Origin of the sequence: Candidatus Poriferisocius sp., assembly GCF_965214065.1 — a bacterium.
Classification (GTDB): domain Bacteria; phylum Actinomycetota; class Acidimicrobiia; order Acidimicrobiales; family Bin134; genus Poriferisocius.
This window is the reverse complement of record NZ_CBDCAT010000025.1, coordinates 61,112-87,294: the sequence shown is the minus strand read 5'-3', so window position 1 is coordinate 87,294 and position 26,183 is coordinate 61,112. Positions and strand designations below refer to the sequence as shown.

General features: G+C 64.9%; 26 protein-coding genes. 8 read left to right on the top strand and 18 right to left on the bottom strand.

All coding sequences use genetic code 11. From position 1 onward, the window contains the following. Positions 1–13: 13 nt before the first annotated feature. Positions 14–1,747 carry an N-acyl-D-amino-acid deacylase family protein gene (locus ACOOGG_RS03210; protein WP_420432220.1) on the bottom strand — a complete coding sequence of 578 codons (1,734 nt, stop codon included), beginning with the start codon at positions 1,745–1,747 and terminating at the stop codon, positions 14–16. Between the two features lie 212 nt (positions 1,748–1,959). On the opposite strand from ACOOGG_RS03210, the gene ACOOGG_RS03205 reads away from it, so the two are divergent. The 4 genes from ACOOGG_RS03205 (at position 1,960) to ACOOGG_RS03190 (ending at position 5,161) form a co-directional block, all read left to right on the top strand. Continuing rightward, a complete protein-coding gene (locus ACOOGG_RS03205; RefSeq protein ID WP_420432218.1) occupies positions 1,960–2,196 on the top strand; it encodes an arsenate reductase family protein in 237 nt (78 codons plus the stop codon). 83 nt (positions 2,197–2,279) lie between these two features. Next, positions 2,280–2,987: an RDD family protein gene (locus ACOOGG_RS03200; protein ID WP_420432216.1), complete on the top strand. Its 708-nt coding sequence runs from the start codon at positions 2,280–2,282 to the stop codon at positions 2,985–2,987. A 58-nt stretch (positions 2,988–3,045) separates the two neighbouring features. Then, positions 3,046–4,116 (top strand): ABC transporter ATP-binding protein, encoded by a 1,071-nt coding sequence (locus tag ACOOGG_RS03195; RefSeq protein WP_420432214.1) that lies wholly within the window; start codon positions 3,046–3,048, stop codon positions 4,114–4,116. A 34-nt stretch (positions 4,117–4,150) separates the two neighbouring features. Then, complete coding sequence (locus ACOOGG_RS03190; RefSeq protein WP_420432212.1) at positions 4,151–5,161, top strand: ABC transporter ATP-binding protein; 1,011 nt, start codon at positions 4,151–4,153, stop codon at positions 5,159–5,161. Positions 5,162–5,176: 15 nt separating this feature from the next. Here ACOOGG_RS03190 and ACOOGG_RS03185 read toward each other — a convergent pair whose 3' ends face one another. Beyond that, a complete protein-coding gene (locus tag ACOOGG_RS03185) occupies positions 5,177–5,608 on the bottom strand; it encodes a GNAT family N-acetyltransferase (protein WP_420432210.1) in 432 nt (143 codons plus the stop codon). Positions 5,609–5,672: 64 nt separating this feature from the next. On the opposite strand from ACOOGG_RS03185, the gene ACOOGG_RS03180 reads away from it, so the two are divergent. Next, complete coding sequence (locus ACOOGG_RS03180) at positions 5,673–6,557, top strand: PAC2 family protein (protein WP_420432604.1); 885 nt, start codon at positions 5,673–5,675, stop codon at positions 6,555–6,557. A 36-nt stretch (positions 6,558–6,593) separates the two neighbouring features. Here the strand turns inward: ACOOGG_RS03180 and ACOOGG_RS03175 are convergent, their stop codons facing one another. From ACOOGG_RS03175 to ACOOGG_RS03150, 6 genes are read right to left on the bottom strand one after another with little or no spacing between them, the layout of a single operon-like run. After that, complete coding sequence (locus ACOOGG_RS03175) at positions 6,594–7,289, bottom strand: NUDIX hydrolase N-terminal domain-containing protein (protein WP_420432208.1); 696 nt, start codon at positions 7,287–7,289, stop codon at positions 6,594–6,596. Between the two features lie 25 nt (positions 7,290–7,314). Then, entirely contained in the window at positions 7,315–9,657 is a 2,343-nt protein-coding gene (locus ACOOGG_RS03170; RefSeq protein WP_420432206.1) for a [protein-PII] uridylyltransferase, read from the bottom strand. 45 nt (positions 9,658–9,702) lie between these two features. Further along, positions 9,703–10,434 carry an ABC transporter ATP-binding protein gene (locus tag ACOOGG_RS03165; RefSeq protein WP_420432204.1) on the bottom strand — a complete coding sequence of 244 codons (732 nt, stop codon included), beginning with the start codon at positions 10,432–10,434 and terminating at the stop codon, positions 9,703–9,705. Then, positions 10,431–11,324 carry an ABC transporter ATP-binding protein gene (locus tag ACOOGG_RS03160; protein WP_420432202.1) on the bottom strand — a complete coding sequence of 298 codons (894 nt, stop codon included), beginning with the start codon at positions 11,322–11,324 and terminating at the stop codon, positions 10,431–10,433. The genes ACOOGG_RS03165 and ACOOGG_RS03160 overlap by 4 nt, the downstream gene beginning before the upstream one ends. Further along, on the bottom strand, positions 11,314–12,321 hold the full coding sequence (locus ACOOGG_RS03155) for a branched-chain amino acid ABC transporter permease (protein WP_420432200.1): 1,008 nt from the start codon (positions 12,319–12,321) through the stop codon (positions 11,314–11,316). Before ACOOGG_RS03155 ends, ACOOGG_RS03160 begins: the two co-directional genes overlap by 11 nt. 36 nt (positions 12,322–12,357) lie before the next feature. Beyond that, a complete protein-coding gene (locus ACOOGG_RS03150) occupies positions 12,358–13,641 on the bottom strand; it encodes a branched-chain amino acid ABC transporter permease (RefSeq protein ID WP_420432198.1) in 1,284 nt (427 codons plus the stop codon). A gap of 37 nt (positions 13,642–13,678) precedes the next feature. Here ACOOGG_RS03150 and larE point away from each other — a divergent pair, with 37 nt between their 5' ends. The 3 genes from larE (at position 13,679) to ACOOGG_RS03135 (ending at position 16,239) form a co-directional block, all read left to right on the top strand. After that, positions 13,679–14,491, top strand: coding sequence for an ATP-dependent sacrificial sulfur transferase LarE (larE, locus tag ACOOGG_RS03145; protein ID WP_420432196.1), 813 nt, complete (start codon positions 13,679–13,681; stop codon positions 14,489–14,491). Continuing rightward, positions 14,488–14,949 carry a hypothetical protein gene (locus tag ACOOGG_RS03140; protein WP_420432194.1) on the top strand — a complete coding sequence of 154 codons (462 nt, stop codon included), beginning with the start codon at positions 14,488–14,490 and terminating at the stop codon, positions 14,947–14,949. Before larE ends, ACOOGG_RS03140 begins: the two co-directional genes overlap by 4 nt. Positions 14,950–15,042: 93 nt before the next feature. After that, positions 15,043–16,239: an ammonium transporter gene (locus ACOOGG_RS03135; RefSeq protein ID WP_420432192.1), complete on the top strand. Its 1,197-nt coding sequence runs from the start codon at positions 15,043–15,045 to the stop codon at positions 16,237–16,239. Here ACOOGG_RS03135 and ACOOGG_RS03130 read toward each other — a convergent pair. The 10 genes from ACOOGG_RS03130 to ACOOGG_RS03085 all read right to left on the bottom strand — a co-directional run bounded on the left by ACOOGG_RS03130 (position 16,236) and on the right by ACOOGG_RS03085 (position 26,181). Beyond that, positions 16,236–17,501 (bottom strand): ABC transporter substrate-binding protein, encoded by a 1,266-nt coding sequence (locus tag ACOOGG_RS03130; protein WP_420432190.1) that lies wholly within the window; start codon positions 17,499–17,501, stop codon positions 16,236–16,238. The two genes, ACOOGG_RS03135 and ACOOGG_RS03130, sit on opposite strands and share 4 nt — an antisense overlap. Before the next feature lie 37 nt (positions 17,502–17,538). Beyond that, a complete protein-coding gene (locus tag ACOOGG_RS03125) occupies positions 17,539–18,753 on the bottom strand; it encodes an ABC transporter substrate-binding protein (RefSeq protein ID WP_420432188.1) in 1,215 nt (404 codons plus the stop codon). A gap of 23 nt (positions 18,754–18,776) precedes the next feature. Further along, positions 18,777–19,481, bottom strand: a complete 705-nt coding sequence (locus ACOOGG_RS03120) for a chlorite dismutase family protein (RefSeq protein ID WP_420432186.1) — start codon at positions 19,479–19,481, stop codon at positions 18,777–18,779. A 15-nt stretch (positions 19,482–19,496) separates the two neighbouring features. Continuing rightward, entirely contained in the window at positions 19,497–20,642 is a 1,146-nt protein-coding gene (locus tag ACOOGG_RS03115) for an ABC transporter substrate-binding protein (RefSeq protein ID WP_420432184.1), read from the bottom strand. A gap of 139 nt (positions 20,643–20,781) precedes the next feature. Next, positions 20,782–21,081 (bottom strand): DUF1330 domain-containing protein, encoded by a 300-nt coding sequence (locus ACOOGG_RS03110; protein ID WP_420432182.1) that lies wholly within the window; start codon positions 21,079–21,081, stop codon positions 20,782–20,784. Between the two features lie 46 nt (positions 21,082–21,127). Beyond that, positions 21,128–22,765 carry a thiolase C-terminal domain-containing protein gene (locus ACOOGG_RS03105; RefSeq protein WP_420432180.1) on the bottom strand — a complete coding sequence of 546 codons (1,638 nt, stop codon included), beginning with the start codon at positions 22,763–22,765 and terminating at the stop codon, positions 21,128–21,130. Between the two features lie 11 nt (positions 22,766–22,776). Then, positions 22,777–23,571 (bottom strand): formate dehydrogenase accessory sulfurtransferase FdhD, encoded by a 795-nt coding sequence (gene fdhD, locus ACOOGG_RS03100; protein WP_420432178.1) that lies wholly within the window; start codon positions 23,569–23,571, stop codon positions 22,777–22,779. After that, positions 23,568–24,038, bottom strand: a complete 471-nt coding sequence (locus ACOOGG_RS03095; RefSeq protein WP_420432176.1) for an FABP family protein — start codon at positions 24,036–24,038, stop codon at positions 23,568–23,570. Before ACOOGG_RS03095 ends, fdhD begins: the two co-directional genes overlap by 4 nt. Positions 24,039–24,142: 104 nt before the next feature. Beyond that, on the bottom strand, positions 24,143–25,768 hold the full coding sequence (groL, locus tag ACOOGG_RS03090; protein WP_420432174.1) for a chaperonin GroEL: 1,626 nt from the start codon (positions 25,766–25,768) through the stop codon (positions 24,143–24,145). 137 nt (positions 25,769–25,905) lie between these two features. After that, the gene (locus ACOOGG_RS03085) at positions 25,906–26,181 is read right to left on the bottom strand and encodes a MoaD/ThiS family protein (protein ID WP_420432172.1); all 276 of its coding nucleotides are present in this window, start codon (positions 26,179–26,181) and stop codon (positions 25,906–25,908) included. Positions 26,182–26,183: the final 2 nt, after the last annotated feature.

Genomic DNA, 26,183 nt, shown 5'->3' with positions numbered 1-26,183 from the left:
CAGTGTTCTGTTGCTAGCTGGCTGCTCCGGCTCGAAGCAGCTTTCCGGGGCGGGCCCCGGTGTCTTCACCGTTTCGGCGGGTCACCACTCCGCTGACCAGCGTGGCCACGTACCCGGTGGCCTTTTGGTCGAATCGCCGGCCTCCGGCGGGGAGATCAGCCACCAGCTTCGGGGGGTGCAGCGTGAGCCTCTCATGGTCGATCACGTTGATGTCGGCCTTCATGCCCGGCTCCAGCGTGCCCCGGTCGGTGAGGCCGTACAAGCGGGCGGTGTCGCGGGCCTGCTTTCGCACCACGTACTCCAGCGGGAGCTTCTCGCCCCGCTGGCGGTCTCGGGCCCAGAACGTGAGCAGCCAGGTGGGCATGGAGGCGTCGCAGATGGCACCGCAGTGGGCGCCTCCGTCCGAAAGCCCCGACACCCCGGACGGGTGGAGGAACATCTCCCTCACCGCGTCGGCGTTTCCGTCGCTGTAGTTGAGGAACGGGAACAGCAGCAGCGCCCGGCCGTCGTCTTCCAACAGCAGGTCATAAAGCAAGTCCTCGGTATCCCGGCCTTGTGCCTCGGCAATGGCGGCTACCGAACGCTCGGGGCCGGGCTCGTAGTCGGGCGGGTCGCCCAGCACGTAGATCCGGTGGAGCTGGGTGCCCATGTACTCGGCGAACTGGTTGGTGAACGAGCTCTCCTCCGACAGAATCGCCGCCTTGCGCTCGGGGCGGCGCAGCTCGGCCACCAATTCCTCGAGGGGCAGCTCGGCGATCTCGGCGAAGCTGGACCGGCTGCTGAATGCGTGGTTGGTCTGAAGCCCGATCAGGATGCCGTTGCACCGGGGGGCCACCTGGGGATGGAGCTGGGCCCCCTCTGCCACAGCATCAGCCGACAGATCCATGATCTCGCGCCACATCTCGGGAGCGGCGTCGATCTGCACAAGGGCGAAGGTGACCGGTCGGCCGATGGTGGCCGATAGGCGGCGCATCCAGTCGACCTCCTTGGCCGGAGCGGCCAAGTCCTCGCCGATCACGCCGGTGGGTGCCAGCTCGTAGAGTCCGTGGCCCACCTCAACCAGAGCCTCGCCGATGCCGAACAGCTCGTCCTCCGCGGCGAAAGTGCCGGGCACGGGCTCTCCGTCGATGGCCATGTGGGCAATGGTGCGCGAAGTGGAGAAACCGAAGGCACCAGCCCGCAGGGCATCGGCCACGATGTCGCGCATCTGGGCGATGTCTTCGGGGGTGGCCGGCTCGTTCTTGGCCCCCCGCTCCCCCATCACGTAGGCCCGAACCGCACCGTGGGGCACCTGGCAGCCGATATCGAGCGACAGGGGCTTGCGCTCCAGGGCGTCGAGGTACTCGGGGAAGGTCTCCCACTCCCAGGTGATCCCCTCCGAAAGGGCGGCTCCGGGAATGTCCTCCACTCCCTCCATGAGCTGGATGAGCCATTCCTCTTTGCCCGGGCGCACCGGGGCGAATCCCACCCCGCAGTTGCCCATCATCACCGTCGTCACCCCGTGGTGGGCCGACGGCTCCAGGATCGGATCCCAAGTGACCTGCCCGTCGTAGTGGGTGTGGCAATCCACAAAGCCGGGAGTCACCACCAGGCCGGTGGCATCGATCTCCTCGTCGCCCTCCAGATCAGGGTTGCCACCCGGATAGACCCCAGCAATCCGGCCCCCGTCGACAGCCACATCCCCCGTGAACGTCTCACCACCCGTGCCGTCCACAATCAAACCGCCCTTGATCACCAGGTCGTGCATAACGCCATGGTAGAGGCTGACGAGTTTCCCCGGCGATCCGCCCGGAAAGCAAGGCGACTTATGGGAAACAAATCTCAGCGCTGGGGTAACGTCGGGGGATGGCTGAGATTGTGGTTTATCACAACCCTGGTTGAGGCAAGTCCCGGGGCGCGCTCGAAATCCTCGAGTCGCGTGGCGTCGAGTTCGACGTTGTCCAATACCTCAAGAATCCGTTGGAGCGATCCGACTTGGAGCGGTTCTTGGAAATGCTGCCCAACGAGCCTGCTGAGCTGATTCGAGAGGACAACCACTTCAAGCAGCTCGGGCTCGACATCGGCGACTACCAAGACCCTGACGCGGTGATCGACCTGTTGATGGAGCACCCCAAGCTGATGCAGCGCCCGGTTGTGGTCCGCGGCGACCGGGCCGTGATCGCCCGCCCCTCAGAGTTGGTGGAAGAGCTGTTGTGAGGGTTGAGAGCGGCATGTCTCAAGCTGAGGCCAGAGCGCGCCGGCATTCCTCGTCGAGACGCTCAAAACCGCGCAACACCCCGATGGCCAATGAGGAGTTTCCCGAACATCAGACGATCGTGGCCGGCCCTGACGGCAAGCAGTTTCCGGTGGCCGCGGTGTGGCGGCGGGCGCTGGCCCGGCTGATCGATGCGATCACGGTGTTCTTCATCCAGTGGATGCTCACTGTGATCCAGCTGCTGTGGTTCATGGACGACGTATCCACCCGGTGGCAACCGGAGCCCTGGGGTAGGGCCACTTCAGCCATGCTGGCGTATGTGTTCTTCCACTTCGTATACACGATGGTGTTCCTGCGCTGGAACCAGGGCCAGACTCCAGCAATGGACCTATTGAAGCTGCGGGCCGTGCGCACTGATGACGGCAGTCACCTCGGCTTGGGTCGCTGCGGCGCCCGATGGCTGGTGGGCGGCGTGTCGTGGATAGTGCCCCCTGTGGTGCTCGGCGGGCTCATCGTGAACGCCGCCACCTACCTCACAGTCCCCTTCGATCGCCGTCGGCGCACGGTGTCGGACTGGCTGGCGGGAACCACCGTCATCGCCTACAACCGCGACCAGGAAGACCCCGACGGGCAACTCGAGGAAGTGCTGGATGAGTTTGGCCGGCCGATGACGGTTCGCGAGCAGATCCGGCGCAAGTACGGTCTCTTCGGCGGCCTGCCCGGTTTGGGAAGGCGGCTCGGCGACCGGAATCGGGATGACCGCAGATCACCGCGGGATTCCCAGAGGCATTGAGATTCGCGTACCATGTCGGCCACATCGATAACAGCCCATAGACAACGGGGGGAACGCCGTGGCAACTGAGCGTCCACTTTTGGAGGTGGAGAACCTCCGCACCTATTTCGACACACCGCGCGGGATCCTGAAGGCGGTCGACGGGGTGAGCTTCACGCTTGACAAGGGCGAGACCATCGGGATCGTGGGCGAGTCGGGTTCGGGCAAGTCGGTGCTGGTGCGCTCGATCATGAACATCTTGACCAGCAACGCCATCATTCCCGACGGCTCCGACGTAATTTTCGACGGCAAGGACACCCGCAACCTGAGCCGGAGCGAGGCCAAGCACTTCTGGGGCACCCAGATGGCCATGATCTTCCAAGATCCGATGACGTCGCTGAACCCGGTCAAGAAGGTGGGTGTCCAGATCACCGAGTCCATCCGCTACCACCTCGGAGCGTCCAAGCAGGAGGCTATGCAAAGAGCCCTCGAGCTCATGGTGCAGGTGGGCATTCCCGAGCCCCGCAAGCGGCTCAAAGAGTACCCCCACCAGCTCTCCGGCGGTATGCGCCAACGGGTCACCATCGCCATCGCCTTGGCCTGCAACCCCAAGCTGCTGATCGCCGATGAGCCCACCACTGCTTTGGATGTGACCGTGCAAAAGCAGATCCTCGACCTCTTGGCATCGCTCCAAGAGGAGTTGGGCATGGCCATGATCCTCATCACCCATGACCTAGGCGTGGTGGCCGGCCGAGCCCGCCGCATCGGGGTGATGTACGCCGGCAAGATGGTGGAGACCGCCGATACCACCACTCTGTTCCACCATATGAACCACCCGTACACCGAGGCGCTGTTCAAATCGATTCCCCGGGTGGAACACGCCAGCCACACCCGGCTGGACGCCATCAGCGGCCGGCCGCCCGACATGGTGCTCGATCTGGTGGGATGCCGATTCGCCCCAAGGTGCCGCTACGCCCAAGAGCAGTGCATCACCGAGGAGCCTGTTCTGTTTGACACTGGCCAGGCCGGGCACCGCCAAGCTTGCTTCTACCCGGTGGGATCGCCGGAGAACGCCGAGGCATTGGCCTCCAACCAGGCAACCGGAATCACGGCCGCCGGACTCGACCTGACCGCCGCTGCGGTCTCCTAGTCCGGCAATCGCAAATCCGAGGAGGACTCAACTAATGGCAGGTACAGGCAAAGCCCATATGAGAGGCGAAGAGGCCCTCATTTCCGTCGAGGACTTGGTGATGGAGTTTCCCGCCGGTCGAAGAGCGGTGGTCCATGCCGTGTCGGGCATCAGCTTCGACATCCTAGAAGGAGAGACCCTGGGCTTGGTGGGCGAGTCGGGCTGCGGCAAGTCCACCACCGGCCGGGCGATGATGCAGTTGCCCTCGCCCACTTCGGGATCAGTGCGCTTCGACGGCGTGGAGATGACCCAGCTGCCCAAGGAAGACCTGCGCCGCACCCGCACCCGGATGCAGATGATTTTCCAGGACCCCATCTCGTCGCTGAACCCCCGGCGCAAGGTGAAAGACATCGTGGCCGAAGGCCTCTCTATCTGGCACAACGACACCGGGGAACAGTCCGCCCAGAAGGTGAACGAGGTGCTCGACGCGGTGGGGCTCGACCCCGAAGTGGTGTCCGACCGTCGGCCCCATCAGTTCTCCGGTGGACAGTGCCAGCGCATCTGCATCGCTCGGGCCCTGGTGCTCGACCCCAAGGTGATCATCTGCGACGAGCCGGTATCGGCGCTGGACGTGTCGGTGCAGGCCCAGATCCTGAATCTGCTGGAGGAGATGAAGGAACGCTACGGGCTGACCCTGGTATTCATCGCCCACGACCTGGCCGTGGTCAAGAACGTTTCCGACCGGGTTGTGGTGATGTATCTGGGCAAGGTTTGCGAGGTAGCCGGACCTGACACCCTCTACGCCCACCCCGCTCACCCCTATACCGACGTGCTTCTGGCCTCCATCCCCGAGCCTGATCCCGACCACCCGGTATCCGACCGTCAGATCGAGGGAGAGCTGCCGTCGCCCATCAATCCCCCGTCGGGCTGCCGTTTCCGCACCCGGTGCGAGAAGGTGCAAGATCGGTGCTCAACTGAGGAACCCGAGTTGCGAGAGATCGCTCCCGACCACTACGTGGCCTGCCACTTCCCCAACGAGGTCCCGGTCAGCGTCAACGGCAGCTAGCCCGCCGTCGCAAACTCAAAGCGTGTAGCGGTAGACGTTGGTGTCGCGGATCACGAAGCCGAGGCGAAGGTAGAGGCGGTTGGCCGCTTCTCGCGACGGGCGGGAGGTCAAGTCCACGGTCACCGCTCCGGCGTCGCGGGCCAACTCCAAAGCAGCCTCGTTCAGCAACTGGCCAACGCCCTGGCCTCGGCATTGCTCGTCCACCACCACGTCTTCGATGATGGCCCGAATACCAGTGGGGATTCGCACCAGAACCAGGGTGAGGCTGCCGACAATGGTGCCGTTGGAGCGGGCCACCAGCAGCCGGGTGGCTTCGGAGGCGGCGATAGCCCCTAGAGCCTCGGCCGACGGGGGCGGGTTGGACGAAGAGAGCTGAGGGGTGAGGCGCTCGAAGGCTTCCACCAGATCTGCGGTGGCCTTAGTGGCCTCGGTTACCTCTACCGCCATGGTGCGAGACTACTGGCGCGAGATGGGGTTGATTGGAGCGGGGCGATAGGTTGGGCAGGTGACGATGATCACCTGGGTGGACGAGTCCCCCCGCAAGCAGCCAGCCTTGGTAGCCGCCTTCACCGGGTGGAATGACGCCGGCGATGCCGCTTCCGGGGCGCTGGCCTGGCTGGCCAGCCGCTGGGAGACAACCGAGGTGGCCACGCTAGATCCCGAGCCGTTCTACGACTTCGCCGACACCCGCCCCCGGCTTCGCCTCGCGGACGACGGCTCCCGCTCACTGATCTGGCCCAGCAACGATCTCATCGCGGCCACCATCACCGGAGAGGAGACGCCCGACGGCGCCGATACCGAATTGGCCCTGCTGGTGGGCACCGAGCCCCAGCTCATGTGGAAGACTTTCGCCCAACAAATAGTGGACATGGCCCAACGGCTTGATAGCCCGCTGGTGGTCACCCTGGGCGCGCTTTTGGCCGACATTCCCCATACCCGACCAACGCCGATTTACGGCAGCAGCGATGATGCGGAGATGGCCTCCCAGTTGGGACTGACTCCCTCCAGCTACGAGGGCCCCACCGGCATCGTGGGGGTGCTCCACAACGCCTGCGCCAATGCCGGGCTGCAAACTGCCTCGCTGTGGGCCGCGGTGCCGGGATATGCCTCGGAAATCCCGTCACCCAAGGCCTCCCTCGCCCTGGTGAGGAGGCTGGGAACCCTGCTGGACATCTCCCCCGATACCTCAGAGCTCGAGGAGATGGCCGAAGGCTACGAGCGCCACGTGTCCGAGCTGGCCGAACAGGCCGACGAGACCTCCGAGTACATCACACAGTTGGAGAGCGCCTACGACCTAGAAGAGGCCGAGAACGGCGAAATCGAGGAGATGCGCTCCACCGACCCCACTGAGTTCGTCGACCAGATCGAGCAGTTCCTCCGCGACCAGCGCAGCTGATTATTCACGCCGGGTCAAGGGACCTGGCGCACGGTTTCAGCCGGGGTGGCTGTCGCGCCAGGGTGGGGTGCGGGGGTGGTCGAAGAGGAAATCTATGGGTTCGCCGCGGATGGCGGCGAAGGAGTGGGAGAGCCACCAGTCGCTGCCTTGGACGCCGTCGGGAAGGTTGTCGGGGCCGAAGAAGCCGACGTTGCGGCACTCCAGGGGATGGGGATCGAGTTGGCCGCCCACCGCCCGGCACAAAAACACCATCGAGTACATCGGCACGGTGGTGAAGCCTCGGCGCAGGCCGTCGTGGATGGCGATGGGCCGTTCAACCTCGCATTGGATGCCGGTCTCCTCCAGCACTTCTTTGACCACCACCTCTGAGGGGGAATAGCCCACGTCGGCCCAGCCGGTGGGGTACAGCCACACCCCGGAGTCGGCCCGCTGCACCAACAGGATCTCCCCATCGTCGTTTCCCACCACCGCCCCCACTGCCACCTTGGGGGTCACATAGCCGGGAACCCCGTCGCCCACCGACTTCATCCACTCGGCCACGAAGTTGTCGGGCGTCCATCCCGTGCTCAGCGTGGCGGCCATATCGGCGGCCACGTGCAGCACCTCCTCGAATCGCTCTTGTTCGTATTGGTTGTCAGTGAAGGCCAGCCCGGTTCGTGCGATCCCGGCCAATGCCTCAGACCACCTCCGCAGGTCGTCCTCGCCTACAACTGGCCGGCCTTCGTCATTCATAGCCGCTAGGTGGTCCCAATCGCCGTCATACCCGGGTGGAGCAAGTGTCGATGGCGTGCTGGAGCGCCAGATTGATCTCCTGAATGTGGTCTTGATCGGTCACTTTGTTGCCCCCGCCGTCGCGCACGTAATAGGCGTGGACCACATCCCCACCGAGGTCTTGCACCTTGGCGCTGAGAATGTCGAGTCCAAGCTGCGAAAGTGCTCTGGTGACTCGGCTCAGCAGGCCGATCCGGGCTTGAGCGGCCAACTCGATGATGGTGGCGGTAGAAGAGGAGTCGTTGTCCACGCTCACCTTGGGGGCGATCACCGGCCGGGGGGTGAAGTCGGGCTCGACTTCGTAGGTGCTGATTCGCTCGGCAAGACGGGCTTCGATGGCCAGGCGCCCGGCCAGGGCCTGTTCCACATAGGCCGTGACCTGAGGCCAATCGATCTCCAAGCCCAGGGTGCTCTCCACTTGGAACCGCTCCAGTGCCATCCCGTACTCGGAATGAGCCGCGGCCAACAGCACCCGGAGTCCACTCAGGGCCAATGCCCCGGCTACCCGGGAGAACATGCCGTGTTGGTCGGGGGCGATCACCAACAAGGTGTCGCCTTCGCCCAGCACCAGGCGCTCGCCGGCTTCCATCATGTCCCGCTGCTCTGGGGTGGGGAACCTCGACGTGATCTCGTCGATGTCGCCGCCCTCCAAGACGTGAGCGCAGCGGGCCACCAGCTCGCGCACCAGGCTAGCCTTCCACTTGCTCCACGCCGAGGGCCCGGTGGCCACCGAGTCGGCCTCGGTCAGCGCCCCCAACAGCCGCAGGGTCTCCACCCTGCCAGCTTGGCGGGCCACCTCGGCGATGGTGTCGGGATCTTCCAAGTCTCGTCGGGTGGCCACGTCGGGCAGCAGCAGATGGTGCTCCACCATCGCCACCAGTACGTCCACGTCGGTGGGCGGGAATCCCATCCGGTGGGCGATGTCGGCCACCAGTTCCATGCCCACTTCTGTATGGTCTCCTGGATAGCCCTTGCCGATGTCGTGGAGCAGGGCTCCCACTACGAGCAGGTCGGGGCGGTCCACCCGGTCGACCAGATCGGCGGCCAACGCCGCGGCCTCGCACAGATGCCGGTCCACCGTGAACTGGTGGTAGGCGTTGCGCTGGGGGCGACTGCGGTTGGGCGCCCACTCGGGCAGAAGACGCACAAACAGGTCCATCTGATCCAACGCCTCGATCACCGGCGGGGCTGCGGTGCCGGTCATAAGCAGATCCACGAACATCTTGCGGCCCTCGTCGGGCCAATGGTTGGGCATGGGGGCCATCTGGGCTTGTAGTCGCTCCAGGCTGGGGCGGTCCATGCGCAGTCCGTGGGAGGCGGCGGCTCGGGCCAGGCGCAGCGCAGTGCAGGGATCAGCGGCATCGGCATCGGCAGCCAGCACCGCTCGGCCATCGTGGTTCATCACGCCGGCATCCAGCGCAGTGTTACTGCGGCTGGTGCGACGGCGCAGCCTCCGGCGCCATTCGGGGGGCAGCTCGGAATCCCGCAGCCACGCCCAGATCTCATCGCTGCGCCAGGCGATGGACCGAGCCGCACTGGCGATGGCACCCATCATCTCATCGGCGTCGGCGTAGTCGAGGGCGGCGGCCACACCGTCTTGCTCTTGGAGCAGAAGCTGATCCCCAGGGCGATCGGTGGTTCGGTGCAACTCCACCCGGGCCGCCAGGATCACCTCGTAGTCAGCCCACAGCTTGCTGCTGTCGGCCTCGTCCATATCGAACACTGCTGCTTCTGCCCACCTCAGAGCGTGGACGTCTCGCAGCCCTCCTCGGCCCTGTTTGAGATCGGGCTCCAGCTTGTAGGCCACCTCGCCGCTGCGCCGGTGGCGCTCGGCCACCCGCTGGGCCAGCAAGGGCAGCCACCGCCGGGCGCTGCGGCGCCATTGGGTGGCATTGTCGGCCGTCAGGTCGGCGGTCAACTCGGAGTCACCGGCAATGTGACGGCCGTCCAGCAGCGACGTGGCCGTATCCAGGTCGGTCTTGGCCAGGTCTCGGGTCTCCCGGGGCGTCCGCACCGAGTGGCCCAGCTTGAGCCCCTCATCCCAGATCGGGTACCACAGCCGGGTGGCGCTGTCACCTATGTCGGGGCGGTCGCGGTGCAACAGCAGCACGTCGATGTCGCTATAGGGACACAGCTCGGCCCTTCCATACCCCCCCACCGCAACCAGAGCGATGCCCTCAGGGTCGGCCACCTCTGCTTCAAAGATCCCCAGGAGCCATTCGTCCATGCGCCGGGCCAGCGCGCGGCACCAAACGGTCCCCACCATGCTGCGATCAGCCAGCAGCTCATCGCGGCGCAGTGCGCTCGTTCTCGCCTCGCCTATCGCCACTGCCCGCCGAGGCTAGTGGTCCAATGCTGCAATAGCGATGTGCGGCTACGACCCCATCAGCGTGCCCAGATACAGGCTCACAACCTTGGGGTCGTCGAGAAGCTCTTGGCCCGTGCCGGTGTAGGCGTTGGTGCCCTGGTCCAGCACATAGCCCCGGTCGCAGATCTCGAGGCATCGCCGGGCGTTCTGCTCCACCATTATCAGCGACACCCCGTGCCGGGCGATGCGGCTGACCTGTTCAAACACCTGGTCTTGGTAGGCGGGAGAAAGCCCGGCCGAGGGCTCGTCCAGCAGCACCACTTGGGGCTCCATCATGAGCGCCCTGCCGATGGCCACCATCTGGCGCTGCCCGCCGGACAGCCCGTCGGCCCGCTGATCTCGGCGCTCCGCCAAGAGGGGGAACAGCTCTGCCACCGCCTCGAACCGCCGGCGGAACGTGCTGGGCTTCTGAAACACCCCCATCTCCAGATTCTCCTGGATGGTCAGGCGGGGGAACACGTTGTCGGTCTGGGGTACAAAGCCGATGCCCCGGGCCACCAGCTCGTGGGGACGCAGGCCGGTGATGTCCTCGTCTGCCAGGCGAACAGACCCAGAGCGGATGCCCACCAAACCGAACACCGCTTTCAGCAGGGTCGACTTGCCGGCCCCGTTGGGACCGACGATGCCGATGACCTCACCGGGATGCAACTCCAGCGAACAGCCGTTCAAGATGTCGACTCCGGGCAGATAGCCGGCCACCACATCATCGACCTGGATCAAGGGGCGTGGCTCGCTCACGATCCGGCCCCTGCTCGGCGTCGGCCCAGATAGGCATCGATCACCTCGTCATCGTGGATCACCTTCCAAGGAGGGCCTTCGGCGATGATGCTGCCCTGGGCCAGCACCACCACCCAGTCGCTGTTGCCGGTCACCACATCCATGGCGTGCTCAATGAACACCACTGTCAGACCCTCGAAGGCCAGCTGGGCGATGTGGCGCATCAGCGACTGGGCCAGAGCAGGGTTCACGCCGGCCATGGGCTCGTCGAGCATGATCATCATCGGTTCGGCCATAAGCGCCCGGGCCACCTCCAACAGCTTGCGCTGGCCTCCCGACAGCGTGCCGGCCAGCTCATCGCGCATGTGGGCCAGATTGAAGCGGTCCAGCAACTCCCCAGCCCGCTCGATGTTGGCCTCCTCTTGGTCTTGCCACCGGGACCGGAACGGCGCCGACAACAATCGCTCCCCGATTTGGCCGGGAGCGCCCAGGAGCACGTTGTCGAGCACGGACAGCTTGGCCAGCGACTTGGTGAGCTGGAAAGTGCGGATCATGCCCCGGCGGGCCAGCTGGTCGGGCGACGGCGAGGAAACCGGCTTTCCGTCGAACGACCAGCGCCCGGTGTCGGGCCGGTCGAATCCGGTCAGCAGATTGAACAGGGTGGTCTTGCCCGCCCCGTTGGGCCCGATGAGGGCGGTGACCGCCCCTCGCTCCACCTCCAAGTGGTCTACGTCTACCGCCCGCAACCCGCCGAAGCTCCTGGTCAGGTCGTCCACCACCAGAATCGGGTTGGGTTTGGAAACGCCTACCACTGGGGGCACGGTCAGGATCGGCTCGATCTCGGTCCCTACGTGCTCTGAATCGGCCCCGGAGCGCGCCCCCTCGGATCGCGGTGTCAGCTCATCGGGCATCTAATTGCATTTCTGTGCGATTGCCGGTTATTCCCTGGGGGCGGAACAACATGAGCAGAACCAGGGACAAACCCACCATGGCCACGCTGATGACCCCTTCGGCACCATCTAAGAATTCCGCCACGGCGCTCGGCAGCCAAGCCTCGGCGGAGAGCTGGCGCAAGAACGACTCGATCCACTCCCGCAGAAACCAGAACAAAACGGCGCCGAGCACCGGCCCCACGTAGGTGGCCGCACCACCCAGCAGCAGCGCGGTGTAGGCGAAGAAGGTGACCTGCGGGCGGAACCCGTTGGGATCGGCACCCGAAGTCTTGATGGCATCGATCACCCCGCCCATGCCGCCGATAACACCGCCGATGATCAGGGCCTGCATCTTGTAGGAGAACACGTTCTTGCCCAGGCTGCGGGCCGCATCCTGGTCTTCCCGGATGGACTTCAGCACCCGGCCCCACGGGCTGCGCACCAGCAAGAACACCGCGAGACACACCAGCGCCACCAGCACCCAGCCCACAGTGATGACCCACAACTGCTGGCCGGTGAACTCGAAGGTGCCGATGCCGTAGCGGTCGTTGGGCCCGTCAGGATAGGGATTCAGGTCGTAGAACGCCCCAGCGTCGAAGCTCACGCTGAGCGGCCCTCCGGTGAGGCCGATGGCATCGGTGGAGCCGATGAGGATGCGGATGATCTCGGCCGCGGCAACAGTGACGATGGCGAACATCACCGCATGCAGGCGCAGGGTGGGAAAGCCCAGGGCCACTGCTAGGGCCACCGACAGGACAAGACCCACCAGGATGCCCACCCACAGCGACCAGCCGAAGGTGGCCACCGAGACGCTGGTGCCGTAGGCCCCCAGCAGCAAGAAACCCACTTGGCCCATGTTCAACAGGCCGGTGAAGCCGAAATGGACGTTTAGGCCGATGGCGGCCAAGGCCAGAATCACCGCTTCGGGGCCGAATGCCGCTCGGGCCGCGTTGCCGAAGATGATGTCAAAGTCCACTTAACGCGCCCGTCTCATCTTGAAGCCAAAGTCCATCTAGCCCACCCGAGCCTTGATCCCGAATAGACCTTGGGGCCGAAACAGCAGCACACCGATGAGCGCGGCCAGCGGCACCACGAACTTCAGCTCGGGGGAGATCCACAGCGTGCTCACCTCGGTGGACATTCCGATGATGAGCGAGCCGGCCAGCGCGCCGAATGCCGTTCCCAGCCCACCGAGCTCGACCCCGGCGAAGATGAGCAACAAGAGCTGGAATCCCAGGAACGGGTCGATGTCGGTGTCGAGGCCCTGGAAGACCCCGCCGAGTCCGGCTAGAGCGGCCCCCATAGCCCACACCATCAGCACCACCCGGTTCACGTTGATGCCCGACGCATCGGCCAGGCTGGCGTTGTCTGAGACGGCCCGAGTGGCCTTGCCAAAGCGGGTGAGCTGAAGCATCAGCCCCACTGCCAGCAAAATGGCGGTGATCACTACCACGGTCACCAGCTCTCTAGGGGTCACCGCCCAAGGTCCGAACTCCCACCGCTCTTGGACCTGGAAGTCGGTGTAGGGACGTGGCTCAGCCCCGAAGAAGAGCTGAATCACCTGGCGTCCCAAAAGAGACAGGCCGATGGTCACCACCACCAACTGGAAGATCCCCAGCCGCCGTCGACGCATTGGCCGGAACATCCCCGTCTCCAACCCCGCTCCCAGCATTCCGCACACGATCACGGTTACCACCGCGGCCAATGCCAGATTCAACCCACCCCACGAGCTGTTGAAATACCAGGCGATCACCGCGCCGAAGGTCACCAGCTCGCCGTGGGCGAAGTTGACCAGGCCGGTGGTTCCGTAGATGAGCGACAGACCGATGGCGCTCATGGCAATGATCAAGCCGAACTTCAGGCCGTTGAACACCGTTTGGGCAGCCCGCTCCCCGAACGGGGTGCCCTTCGGCGCCTCCCCCACCGCAAACACCACCGCCCGAGACGCCCCCTCAGCCACCGTCGCCTCGACGATGGCCTCGTAGCCCTCTCGCAGGCCCATGCCCTCGGGCAGCGTGGCCTCATTCAGGCTGACCACATAGGTTCCGGCACCGGGCACTTGGATTGACCAGCGGCCGCTCTGGTCAGTGACAGCCCGGCCCACCTCGCCGCCCGACTGGTCAGCCGCGGTCATCTCGACTCCGGCAAAATACTGGTCGAAGCCCAGCCGCAGGGTCCCCTCGAGCCGGGTTGTGGTGGAGTCCTGGTCTCCGCCGTCTGGCTGCGCGGAGGCGGGCATCAACCCGGCCAAGATGGCCAGAATCGCCAAGCCAACAAGCACCAAAGCCTTTCGCACTGATGCAAACTTAGCGCCCACCGACCACAATGAGGGCGTGGGCGACCTAGAACGGCTTCGACTCGGCCTAGCCGAACGGGAGCGGGTCTTGGTGGCCTTCAGCGGCGGTGCCGATTCCTCGTTCCTAGCCTGGGTGGCCCACGACGTGCTGGGCGACCGAGCCCACGCGGTCACCGCGGTGTCTCCGTCGCTGGCCGCCGCAGAACGCGACGACTGCGCGTCGCTGGCCGCCGAGTGGGGGTTGCGATGGAGCGAAGTTCACACCGCGGAGATGGAGCAGGCCGCCTACGTATCCAACGACGGCGACCGCTGCTACTGGTGCAAGGACGCGTTGATGGATGCGGTGGCCCCGCTGGCCCAAGCCACCGCATCAACGGTGGCGCTGGGCGTGAACATCGACGACTTGGGCGACCATCGTCCAGGCCAGCGGGCCGCCGCCGAGCGGGGCGCGGTGTTCCCCCTGGTGGATTCCGGGTTCTCCAAGGCCGACGTACGGGAGTGGTCGCGGCGGCTGGGGCTGCGAACCTGGGACAAACCGGCCGCCCCGTGCCTGGCCTCCCGGATCCCCTACGGCACGCCCGTGACGCTCGGGGCGCTGGCCTCGGTGGGAGACGCTGAGTCCGCGCTGCGGGAGTTGGGCTTCGCCGAGCTTCGCGTGCGCCACTACGGGGATATGGCCCGCATCGAGGTGCCCGACGAGCGCTTGGCCGATGTGGTGGCCCAGCGGGCCGCGGTGGTCGCAGCAGTGCGCCGAGCCGGCTACCGGTATGCCACGCTCGACTTGGAGGGCCTCCGCTCCGGGAATCTGAACTCCGCCCTGAGGCTCGATCCGCCGGCGCCGCGCCCTTGACCGATTCCGACTTGCACGCCGCTGAGCAACAGCTTGCCGAGATCGCCCGAGTGCTGGCCGAGGGCATCGTGCAGGCACTGCCCGGCTGGGTAGTGGCCGCTGTGGCAAGCCGGAGCCACGACATGGACGCCGAGACCAGACAGGCAGCAGAGGCTGCTGGCACCGCCGCAGCAGCGGATATAGGCGGTGACCTGGCCCGGCTGCTAGCCGCCGATATCGACGACCAGCAGGAGAATCCTCTGGCTGTCTTGCGCCGGGCGGTGCTCTACCCCACTGAAGTGCTGATCGACGCCGGCGCGGTCCCAGTTGAGCGGGACGATTTCGCCGTCGAGCAGTTCCCCGACGACGTCTACGACCTGACTCCTGTGTCCTTCGCCGACATCCACCCCGACCTGCAATCGCCTGGCCTGACATGGGGGGCAGCCAAGGCATTCGTACACCGTCGGCGCCATCGCTGACCAGGATGAAGCCAGTTCGGAGACAACGGCGCCAAACCTGACATACTGGCGGTGCCAACAGGCGGAATAGTCGTCAATTCAAGGGGAGCAGCGATGGACGCCGACACAGCGTGGGTACTCGTATCCGCGGCACTGGTCATGTTCATGGTGCCGGGCCTGGCTTTGTTCTACGGGGGCATGGTCGGGACGAAGAACGTGCTCAACATGATGAACATGAACTTGTACTGCCTGGGCATCGTGCCCTTGCTGTGGGCGGTGGCCGGCTTCGGGTTCGCATCCGGCGACTGGAGCTTCCCGCTATTCGGGGACTTCGACGCTTTCTGGCTCAACGGCGTGGACGACATGGTGGCCAAGCGGGAATTCGTGTTCGGAATGACTTTTGCGGCCATCACTCCCGCCCTCATCTCCGGTGCGGTGGCCGGGCGGATGAAGTTCTCGGCGTGGGCCGTTTTCGTGCCGATTTGGTCGTTCTTGGTGTACTCGCCGGTTGTCTATTGGATCTACGGCGGCGAGGGCTGGATTGCCGAACTGCCCGCCCACGACTTCGCCGGCGGCACCGCCATCCACATCAACGCCGGGGCAGCCGCCCTCGCCGTAGTGGCAGTGCTCGGCCCCCGCAAGGGCTGGCCCCGAGATGTGGACTTTCCCCACAGCCTTCCCCTGGTGTTGCTGGGAGCGGGCATCTTGTGGTTCGGCTGGTTCGGGTTCAACGCTGGCTCGGCCCTGGCCTCTGACATCACGGCCTCACACGCCTTTTTGACCACGTTTTTGGCCGCGGCGGCCGGGCTGTGTTCGTGGATGCTGGCCGAGACCGTCAAAGACGGCAAGCCCACCGCACTGGGCATGGCCTCGGGCATCGTGGCCGGTTTGGTGGCCATAACCCCGGCGGCCGGTTTCGTGGGGGCGATGTCGTCCATCGTGATCGGCGCCGCAGCCGGCGTGCTGTGCTTTTTGGCCATCGGGCTCAAGCTGCGCTACCGCTACGACGACAGCCTCGACGTGGTGGGCATACATATGATCGGCGGGATCATCGGCGGGGTATTGATCGGCTTCTTCGCCGATGCCGGGGCCATCGAAGGGGCCGACTTCATCGACGGCGTATTCTTCGGCGGCGGCGAGCTGCTGGGCAACCAGATCATCTCGATTCTGGCGGTCATGGCCTACAGCTTCGTTGCCACCTACATCATCACCTGGGTGCTCCATAGCACCATGGGCATCAGGGCCTCAGCAGAGGACGAGAGCGTCGGCCTCGACCAGTCGCTCCACGCCGAAACGGCTTACAACAACTAGTTGTACACCGCCAGGTCGGCCTCTCGGCTGCCGATCACGGTCATAACCCCGTCGATGAACTCGGCGACCAGGTACTGCCCGTAGCGGGGATCGCCCACCTCGTCGAGTTCCAGCGGGCCGGAGACGCCGTCGTAATCGATGTCGATCCCCTGGGCGATGAGGTCGGCGCATTCGCCATAGTCGAAGCACTTCTGGCCTCCGCTGGTCACCGCCTGCACCTGCTCGATGATTGCTGGACCGGCAACAGAGCCTGCGGCCAGCGACGCTAGCGCCAACACCACCACGCAGTCGTAGGCCTGGGCGCCATAAAGAACGTTGCCGCCGGTCAATGCGCCCAGGCGCAGCCCATACTCTTCTCCACCGCCCACGGTTATGGCTTTGAGCCCGTCGATGACATTGGGGTCGGTCGGGTCCACCAACTCGTTCAAGTTCGGGGCATACACCCCGTCGCTGCCGTAAATTGCGGCTGGGGGCAAACCAGCCTCCAGCAGACCCCTGATGATCTGGGCTCCCTCGGCAAAGGAGATGAGCACCACCGCATCTGCCCTCATATCCTCAACGGCCGCCACGATCGAATCGAAGCTGACGGCATCCTCGTCATAGGCGAGGATCTGGCTCCCCACCCCCAGCTCATCGAAGTTCTCGACCATAAGCCTGGCCAGGGAATTGCCCCAGTCATCTGCTCGGGTAGGCAGCGCCACGTTCGTGGCGCCCTCGCTCGCCACCATTTCGGCCAAGATCAAAGCAACCGCTTGGGTAGGCGGCACGGTCCGGAAGTAGTAGGCAGCATTGGCCTGCGTTGAGAACGATGTCGATGTGTTCGACGGCGCGCATTGGGGAATCTGGGCCTCGTAGAGGGTCTGGATGAACGACTGCGAAACCCCCGACGCCGACGCCCCTACAATCACCCGGGCACCTTCACCGAGGAGCCGGTTGACGGTCTCGGGGGCGACATCGGGATCGGTGGCCGAATCACCGGTCAGAAGCCTCACCCTCCCACCCGCAGCCTGAATATCCTGCACCGCCAAATCGATACTGACGATCATCGCCGGACCGAAGAATGCCAGCGAGCCGGTCTCGGGCATCACCGAGCCGATGACTAGCTCGACGTTTCCTTGCCCTGCTTCCTGCGATTCCGCCTCCCGTGATTCTGCGGGTTCCGCCGGTGCCGCCGGTTGGCCGCCCTCGTCACTGCCGCACCCGGCCATAACCAGAATCCAAATCACGCCCGCCGCGGCAATCCTCAACAGGTTCTCACCCACGACCGCGATCCTATTGCGCTTCTTTCACAAAGACCGCTCAACTCAGATTGGCCAAGTCCACATCGTGGCTGTCGATCACAGTAAGAACGCCGTCGATGAACTGGGCTATGAGGTACCGGCCGAAGGTGGGATCGCCCACCTCGTTCAACTCCAGCGGTCCGGATACGCCGTCGTAGTCGATGTCGACCCCCTGGGCGATTAGGCCAGCGCACTCGCCATAGTCGAAGCACTTCTGGCCGCCGCTGGTCACCGCCTGCACCTGCTGGATTACCTCCGGGCCGCTGGTGCTGCCTGCGGCAAGGGCAGCCAGAGCCAGCACCACCACGCAGTCGTAGGCCTGACCTCCGTAGAGAACGTTGCCGTCGGCGAGCCCTACAAGCCGGTCGCTGAACTCTCCGCTGCCCCCTGCGGCGGCTGCCACCATGCCGTCGAGGATGTGGGGATTGCCAGAATCGACCATGACGGCAAGGTTCACATCGTAGATGCCGTCGGTGCCGTACAGAGCCCGCGGAGGCACACCTGCTTCAAGCAGGCCTCGGATTATCTGAGCCCCCTCGGTGAACGTGACCAGAACGACTGCGTCGGGGGCCATGGCCTCGACGGCCTCCACCGTGGGGTCAAAGCTGGTGGCATCTTCGTCATAGGCGAATACCTGGGCGTTCACCCCGAGTTCGGCGAAATTCTCCTCCATCAAACGCGAAAGAGCGTTGCCCCAGTCATCGGCCCGAGCAGGAATGGCCACATTGGTGGCGCCATCAGCGGCCACGATCTGGGCCAGAATCAGCGACACCGCCTGATCGGGCGGCACGGTTCGGAAGTAGAAGGTCGCGTTTTCCTGGGTCGAGAACGAGGGGGAAGTGTTGGATGGCGAACACTGGGGGATTTGGGCGTCGTAGAGAGTCTGGATGAACGACTGCGAAACCCCCGAAGCCGAGGCCCCCACAATCACATGGGCACCCTCGCCCAGAAGACGGTTGACCGCCTCTGGGGCGATATCGGGATCGGTGGCGGAATCAGCGGTCAGCAACCGCACGTTTCCGCCTGCGGCCTGAATGTCTTCTACAGCGAGAGCGACGGAAACCACCATCGCAGAGGACGTGTTGGCCAACATCCCTGTCTCCGGCAGTATCCGACCGATCACCAGCTCCGCTCCTCCTCCAGATGGTCGGGCCGAATCCGAGTCGGCGTCGTCATTGCCGCACCCCGCGGCTATCAGCGCTGCCAGAGCTGCGGCCCAGAGCAGTCTGCGCATCTGCATGGTCATAAGTATTTCACCTATTGCCCCATCAGCCGGTTTGCAACTCTCTCGACAGGGGCCACCATCCCGACATAGAAGGGGCCGAACTCGGCGTAGCGGGCCGAGGCCTCGTCGTAGCGCATGGTGTACACCACCTCCTTGAGGTCGTCGGGGTGCTCGCAGAACAGCGTCACTCCCCATTCGTAGTCGTCGATGCCGGTGGAGCCGGTGATGAGCTGCACCACCCGGCCGGCAAATTTCCGGCCGCTGGCGCCGTGCTCGTACATCAGCTCTCGGCGGCGCTCGAAAGACAGCTCATACCAGTTCTGCTCCGGATTGCGGCGCTTAGACATGGGGTAGAAGCACCACGCCGGTTTGCCCTCGGGGGGGAGCTGGGGATACAGCCGGGCCTGCTTGGTCTCTTCAGGGAGGCCGGCGGCGTATTCCGACATCTCGGTGAGGGACACATAGGAGTCCACGATGTCGAGCCCGCCCCTGCGTACCGCGGTCTGGAAATCCCGCAGCCGCCACAGGTCGGCGTGCAGGACCATGAAGGCCAAATCGGCTTTGTGGCCCAGCACGGCCACTGCGACCACTTGAACACCCTCGGCTTCAGCCTCATTGGCGGCCGCGGCAATAGCCTGGGGATCCGCCGTGGGGCCGAGCTTGCCAAAGAGGTGGAGAACGCCGATCCCGATCGACGGCTCTACTGGTGGGGAGTTATAAGGCAAATGGTCGCTCATCGGTATCTGAGCCTCCTAGTCGACATCTATATCTTGGACTCTGAGCACTTCGAGGACGCCGTTGCGCACCTGGGCGATACCGAACCGGCCCACCGAGATGTCGCCAACCTCGTCTAGGTCGAGCGGGCCCGACACTCCGTCATAGTCAATGTCCACACCCTGCGCTAGAAGGGCAGCGCACTCGCCGTAGCCGAAGCACTTCGTGCCATCACGGGTAACGTTTTGAACCTCGGCGAGAATGTCCGGGCCGTCTGTCGAACCTGCGGCCAGCGAGGCCAGAGCCAGCACAATCACGCAGTCATATGCCTGGCCGCCAAAGACGACGTTCCCGCCGACAACCTCCGACAGCCTCTCGTTGAACGCAACGCTGCCCGAGGCAGCATAAACCGTGAACCCGTCTAGCAGCTCCGGGCTGCCCGGACTCACAATCGACGGGAGCTCCACATCGAACATTCCCGCACCACCGTGCATCGCGATGGGCGGAACTCCCGCCTCCAGCAGACTCCGCACAATCTGCGCGCCCTCCGCGAACGCGAGAATAACGACAGTATCGGCGCCCATGGTGCCCACAGACTCCGCCGTGTCCTGGAAATTGACCGCATCCTGGGAGAACACCACCACTTCAGAGGCCACGTTCAGCTCTTCCAGGCTCTTGGTCAACTGTTCTGAGAGGGACTTTCCCCAGTCATCACCCCGAGCCAAGATAGCCACTTTTGTTCCGCCGCTGCGTGCGATGTTGTCAGCCATGACCGGAGCGTCGGCTCGGGTGGTCGTGACCGTGCGGAAGAAGAACTCGGCGTTCTCCTGAGTGCTGAAGGCCGCCGACGTGTTCGACGCCGCACACTGGGCGATCTGCGACTCATACAGAGTCTGGATTATTCCCTGGGACACCCCTGAGGCCGCCGCCCCGATAATTGCGTGGGCACCCTCGCCCAGCAGCCGGTTGACGGTCTCTACGGCGAGATCGGGGTCGGTGCCCGAGTCGCCGGCCACAATCTCTACTCGGCCGCCGCCAGCCCGCACATCCTCTACTCCGAGGTGCACGCCAGCATTCTCAGGCGGGTACAGAAAGCTGAGTGAACCAGTCTCCGGCAGTACGACGCCGATTACCAGTTCGGGGGCTTCAGTCAAGAAGTCGGCCGCGCCTTCGGGCTGCGACACCTCATTCTGCTCGACCGCGACGCTCTGTTGTCTCGAACTGTCGGCGGCGCTGCCGCAGGCGGCGACCAACAGTGCAAGGACAAGTGCGAGGGCGACAGGCCTTTGGCCTCGACGTCCCACCACCCTCACCTATGCACGGTCAGTCGCCGAAGCCGTTCACCAGCACCGCAAAATGGCGGCTGGTGGCGTCGTGGCGCTTGCCCACCACTGCTGTGTAGGCGTCGGATTCCCACACCTCGCGGGCCTTCTCCTTGGAGTCGAACTTGATCACCACGGTCTGGTGGCCAGCGGTGTCACCCTCGATCACCTCTGACTCAGTGTCGAATGCGACCAGTTCGGCGCCGTCGCCGATGCCCAAGGCGCCCGCGGCACCCTGCATGTACTCCCCGTAAAGCTCGGGGTTGTCCACCTGATAGTTGACGATGATGTATGCAGCCATAACTCACTTCTAGCAGACGGGATCAACCCCGGACGAAGAGGCCAAGTCATCCCCGAACAAAAAGAAACGCGCCGCCGGGATGGCCGCCGCCGGTGCTGACCACCACCACTTCGGCCCCGTCCACCTGTCGTCCACCGCCGTGGCCTCGGAGCTGGGTCACCGCCTCGTGCAGGAATCCATAGCCGTGGAGCCGTCCAGCCGATAGCTGGCCCCCATGGGGGTTGAGCGGGATCTCGCCGTCGCGGGCAATGCGGCTGCCCCCCTCCACGAACGAAGCGCCCTCTCCTTTGCCGCAAAAGCCCAGGCCTTCCAGCCACGACAGGGCGTTGAAGCTGAACCCGTCGTAGAGCAGAGCCACGTCCACGTCGGACGGCTTGAGGTCTGTACGGCTCCACAAGTGAGCCGAGGGGCCGTCCACCATGGGCTCGTGAAGCAGCGTTCCCTGGTCCCACGACATCCGCTCCCGCATCTGGGTGCCTACCGCCTCCACCAGCACCGGGCGGTGGGGGCCGTCATAGGCGCAATCCACCGCCGACACCACCAGGGCAGTCGAGCCGTCGCAGGGCACGTCGCAGTCGAAAAGACCGAACGGAGTAGTGATCATCCGGGCGTCCAAGTAGTCGTCGATGGTCATTGGCTCTTGGTAGATGGCCACTGGATTGTGCGCCGCCCCGGCCCGCTCAGTCACCGGGATCCACCCCAGCTGCTCTCGGGTGGCGCCGTATCGGTGGAAGTAGTGGCTGGCCATGAGCGCGATCCAGTTGCCCGCCGACATTGCCCCGTAGGGGAGCCGCCACTCCATCTCCCCTGAAATCCGAGAACCGCCACCCACGCCGGTGTTCTGGCGATTGCCCCAGGCGATCGACGTGGTCTCCCACACCGTGCGAAAGCACAGAACATGGCGGCATAGCCCCGAGGCCACCGCCAGCATGGCGTTTACCACCGCCCCGCTTTGGCCAGGGGTTTCCCCGGTCCCGCAGAACCAAGTGGGAGCAATCCCCAACGCATCGGCCAACGGGTAGATGCCGCCCTCGGAGTGTCCGCCGTCTTTGGCGGCGCCGCCGGGATAGGTGGACAGGCCGTCGATGTCGTCCATGGCCAACCCGGCATCGGCCACCGCGGCCCGGCAGGCGTCGACGGCCAGCCCCATGGGGTCGCGGCCCAGCCGGCGGCCCACCTCCGAGAGGCCGACCCCAGTGATGGCCACCTTCGACTCGAACTTCTCTACCGTGGGCATGGACCGCACCGGCGCTGGGGCGGACTCGGGGTATTCGGCTGCCTCAATGACCGGCTCACCGGTGGGGGCGAACACGGGCAGCCACACGTCCTTGTGCTGCTCGAAGCGCACCGACACCGGCAGACCGATGACTACATCATCGGGTTCGGCGTCCATGATGAGGGTGGTGAGCCGCACCAAGGGGTCCTCCTCGATGGCCACCAGCCCGATTACGTAGGGAACTTCCATGTCGGGCAGCCAGGGCTGGTAGTTGACGGTGACCCCCACCACAGTGGCCCGCCCCGACACCTCCCTCACCTCGGGCGTACCTCCGCAGCCGGAGCACACCACGCCGGGTGGGTGGAGATAGCGGTCGCAGGACCCGCAGTACTGGAATCGCAGCGTCCCGTCGGCCCCGGCCGTCCAGAAGAACTCGTTCTCGGGGGTGAGCTTGGGCAGCGGGCGCATGGCCAGGATTCTTATGCAGACGGGGAGTAGAAGTTGAGTTGGCCGTCGCGGACAAACCCGGCCAAGCACAAGCCCGCGGCCGCGGCGGTCTCCACCGCCAGCGCGGAGGGGGCGCTCACTGCCACCAGCACATCGAACCCCGCCGCCCATGCCTTCTGGACCATCTCGAACGACGCCCGGCCGCTCACGAACAGGCCTTGGCCTCGGGCAGGCAGGTCGCCGTCGAGCAGCATCCGGCCCACCACCTTGTCCACCGCGTTGTGGCGGCCGATGTCCTCTCGCACCACGGTGGGCTCGCCCCCGGGACCGAAGGCGGCCGCGGCGTGGACTCCGCCGGTGGTGCCGAACAGGTCTTGAAAGTCCCGCACCCTCTCGGGCACCGCGGCCAAGACGTCAGCTGACATAGACGTACTGCCGGCAGACAGCGGGTTCAGCCGCTCCAGCAGCGCCTCGATGCTCTCAGCCCCGCACAGCCCGCACGCCGAGGTGGTCAGTCCCAAACGGGGGGTGGGCGGCGGAGCGCCGTCGGTCTCCACTGTGACCAGGTTGAACTCGGTGTCGGCGGCTGGCTCGTTGGCGCAATAGCGGATGGAGGTCACCGAAGCATCGCCCAGAAGCCCTTCGGCGAAGCAGAATCCGGCGGCCAGCTCGAAGTCATGCCCCGGCGTGCGCATGGTGGTGGTCACGGTAACGGCGTCTAGCTCGATGGTGAGGGGCTCCTCCACAACCAGGTCGTCGGGGCGTCTTTGCTCGTGGAAACCGTCCCAATGGCGCACCAGCACCCGCTCGGAACGCCCTCGGGTCATGACAGGCAATACATCTCCGAGACCACATGGTGCTGGAGTTCCAGCCCCATTGCCGCCATGGCCACCGAGGAGTGCAGTACCTCGCCGTCCATCCAAAAGCGCCGCTGGGTGGCGGTGACCGGCTTGGCCGAGTCGGTGACCAGCACCGCGGTGGAGACCAGTTGGATGTCGCGGCCTTCTACGTTGCCGACCAATACCTCTGCAATGCCCGAGGGCTGCACCAGCACCAACTCGAGCCGCCCATCGCCCTGGGGGCGCAGAAACCCGGTCTCGGTGTGAAGGGGCAGGCCGGTGCCGGTGTCCTTTGTCTTTTGTGAGTAGGCCAAGAACGGCTTGCCTACATGGGCGAAAGTGACCTCCTCGGCAAAGGAGAAGTCCTCAATGGTGGGATACACCCCGGTGCCCGTGCCCTGCCACGTTCCCAACAGGAATGCCAGCGGGGCACAGGCCGGATGAAGCTCGGCCATACCGCGACGCTACCGCCGCTGACGGCAAAACTGGACGCGCCTAGAGGAGTTTCCGAGATAAACGGTAAAGACCCGTCACCAGTTGTCTGAGGGGGATGAGGCCCTTAGAAGTCCATGTCGGGCATGCCGCCGGGCATCCCGCCGTTCTCCTCGGGCTTGTCGGCCACCACCGCTTCGGTTGTCAAAAACAACCCGGCGATGGAGCCGGCATTCTGGAGCGCCGAACGGGTGACCTTGGCCGCATCGATGATGCCCGCGGTCAGCAGATCCTCGTACTCGCCGGTGGCCGCATTCAGACCAGAGTTGCCCTCCAGGTTGCGGACCCGCTCCACGATCACGCCGCCCTCGAGGCCAGCGTTGACCGCGATCTGGGTCAGCGGACCCTCCAGCGCCTTGGATACGATGCGGGCGCCGGTGGCCTCGTCGTCCACGGCCAGGCCTGACGCGGCGTCATTCACCGCCGCTTGGGCCCGCAGCAGGGTGACGCCCCCGCCAGCCACAACACCCTCTTCGATGGCCGCCTTGGTGGTGCTGACGGCGTCTTCGATGCGGTGCTTCTTCTCTTTGAGCTCCACCTCGGTGGCCGCGCCCACCTTGAGCACGGCAACGCCGCCCGACAGCTTGGCCAGGCGCTCTTGCAGCTTCTCCCGGTCGTAGTCGGAGTCAGTGTTGTCGATCTCGCCCTTGATCTGGGAGATGCGGCCATCCACATCGCTGCGGTCGCCGGCACCTTCCACGATCGTGGTCTCGTCTTTGGTGATGACCACCTTACGGGCCCGGCCCAACAGGTCGAGTGTAGTGTTCTCCAGCTTTAGACCAACCTCTTCGCTGATGACCTGGCCGGCGGTCAAGATCGCCATGTCTTGGAGCATGGCCTTGCGGCGGTCGCCGAAACCGGGAGCCTTCACCGAGGTGGAGTTGAAGGTTCCCCGAATCTTGTTCACCACCAGGGTGGCCAGCGCTTCGCCTTCTACATCCTCGGCGACGATCAGCAGCGGCTTGCCCGCCTGCATCACCTTCTCCAGCACCGGGACAATGTCGCGTACCGCGGTGATCTTGGAGCCCACAAACAGGATGTAGGGCTCGTCCAGCACTGCTTCCATGCGCTCGGCGTCGGTCACGAAGTAGGGGGAGATGTACCCCTTGTCGAAGCGCATGCCCTCGGTGAAGTCGAGTTCCAGGCCGAAGGTCTGCGACTCCTCTACGGTGACTACGCCGTCCTTGCCCACCTTGTCGATGGCCTCGGAGATCAGCTCGCCGATCTCGGCGTCGGCCGCCGAGATAGCAGCAACGTTGGCGATCTGGGCCTTGTCGGAGGAGACGTCCACCGACTGGGAGTGAATAGCCTCCACCGCCGCTTCCACCCCGACCTCGATGCCCTTCTTGATGGACATGGGATTGGCCCCGGCAGCCACGTTACGCAGCCCCTCGCGCACCATCGACCAGGCCAGCACGGTGGCGGTGGTGGTGCCGTCGCCAGCCACATCGTCGGTTTTCTTGGCCACCTCTTTGACCAGCTCAGCGCCGATCTTCTCGTAGGGGTCCTCCAGCTCAATCTCCTTGGCAATGGACACGCCGTCGTTGGTGATCGTGGGAGCGCCCCACTTCTTCTCCAGAACGACATTGCGACCCTTGGGGCCAAGCGTGACCCTCACAGCGTCGGCCAACTGGTTCATCCCTGACTCCAGCGCGCGCCGGGCCTTCTCATCGAATGAGATGATTTTGGGCATCCTCGAACTCTCCCTTTTGCACTATCGGCTTGCTGCCGACGATTAGGACTCGATTTTTAGCACTCTCAGTATGAGACTGCTAAAGATTACCGAGGAGTCCGAGAAACGCCAAACTCAAGTGGTGCGGAAGTGAGGAATCAACCGCCGGCTACGGCGGGCACAATGGCCACCGTCTGGCCGTCGGGAACCGAGGTGGCCAACCCGTCGGCGAACCGCACGTCGTCGTCGTCCACAAAGACGTTCACGTATCGGTGCAAGCCGCCCGACTCGTCGATGAGTCGGTCGATGAAGCCGGGGTGGGCGGCATCCAGCGAGACGATCACGTCGCGGACGTTCCCGCCGTCGACGACGACCTCGCTGGCTCCTCCGGCCAGAGGGCGGAGGGTGGTCGGTATCCGAACGGTCACGCTCATGG

Bases quoted from the DNA above. Each gene is read 5' to 3' on its own strand.
- ACOOGG_RS03120 (WP_420432186.1), bottom strand. From the start codon at position 19,481: ATGAGCGACCATTTGCCTTATAACTCCCCACCAGTAGAGCCGTCGATC.
- fdhD (WP_420432178.1), bottom strand. From the start codon at position 23,571: ATGACCCGAGGGCGTTCCGAGCGGGTGCTGGTGCGCCATTGGGACGGT.
- ACOOGG_RS03210 (WP_420432220.1), bottom strand. From the start codon at position 1,747: ATGCACGACCTGGTGATCAAGGGCGGTTTGATTGTGGACGGCACGGGT.
- ACOOGG_RS03200 (WP_420432216.1), top strand. From the start codon at position 2,280: ATGGCCAATGAGGAGTTTCCCGAACATCAGACGATCGTGGCCGGCCCT.
- ACOOGG_RS03190 (WP_420432212.1), top strand. From the start codon at position 4,151: ATGGCAGGTACAGGCAAAGCCCATATGAGAGGCGAAGAGGCCCTCATT.
- ACOOGG_RS03185 (WP_420432210.1), bottom strand. From the start codon at position 5,608: ATGGCGGTAGAGGTAACCGAGGCCACTAAGGCCACCGCAGATCTGGTG.
- groL (WP_420432174.1), bottom strand. From the start codon at position 25,768: ATGCCCAAAATCATCTCATTCGATGAGAAGGCCCGGCGCGCGCTGGAG.
- ACOOGG_RS03180 (WP_420432604.1), top strand. From the start codon at position 5,673: ATGATCACCTGGGTGGACGAGTCCCCCCGCAAGCAGCCAGCCTTGGTA.
- ACOOGG_RS03175 (WP_420432208.1), bottom strand. From the start codon at position 7,289: ATGAATGACGAAGGCCGGCCAGTTGTAGGCGAGGACGACCTGCGGAGG.
- ACOOGG_RS03105 (WP_420432180.1), bottom strand. From the start codon at position 22,765: ATGCGCCCGCTGCCCAAGCTCACCCCCGAGAACGAGTTCTTCTGGACG.
- ACOOGG_RS03160 (WP_420432202.1), bottom strand. From the start codon at position 11,324: ATGCCCGATGAGCTGACACCGCGATCCGAGGGGGCGCGCTCCGGGGCC.
- ACOOGG_RS03135 (WP_420432192.1), top strand. From the start codon at position 15,043: ATGGACGCCGACACAGCGTGGGTACTCGTATCCGCGGCACTGGTCATG.
- ACOOGG_RS03110 (WP_420432182.1), bottom strand. From the start codon at position 21,081: ATGGCTGCATACATCATCGTCAACTATCAGGTGGACAACCCCGAGCTT.
- ACOOGG_RS03085 (WP_420432172.1), bottom strand. From the start codon at position 26,181: ATGAGCGTGACCGTTCGGATACCGACCACCCTCCGCCCTCTGGCCGGA.
- ACOOGG_RS03095 (WP_420432176.1), bottom strand. From the start codon at position 24,038: ATGGCCGAGCTTCATCCGGCCTGTGCCCCGCTGGCATTCCTGTTGGGA.
- ACOOGG_RS03125 (WP_420432188.1), bottom strand. From the start codon at position 18,753: ATGCGCAGACTGCTCTGGGCCGCAGCTCTGGCAGCGCTGATAGCCGCG.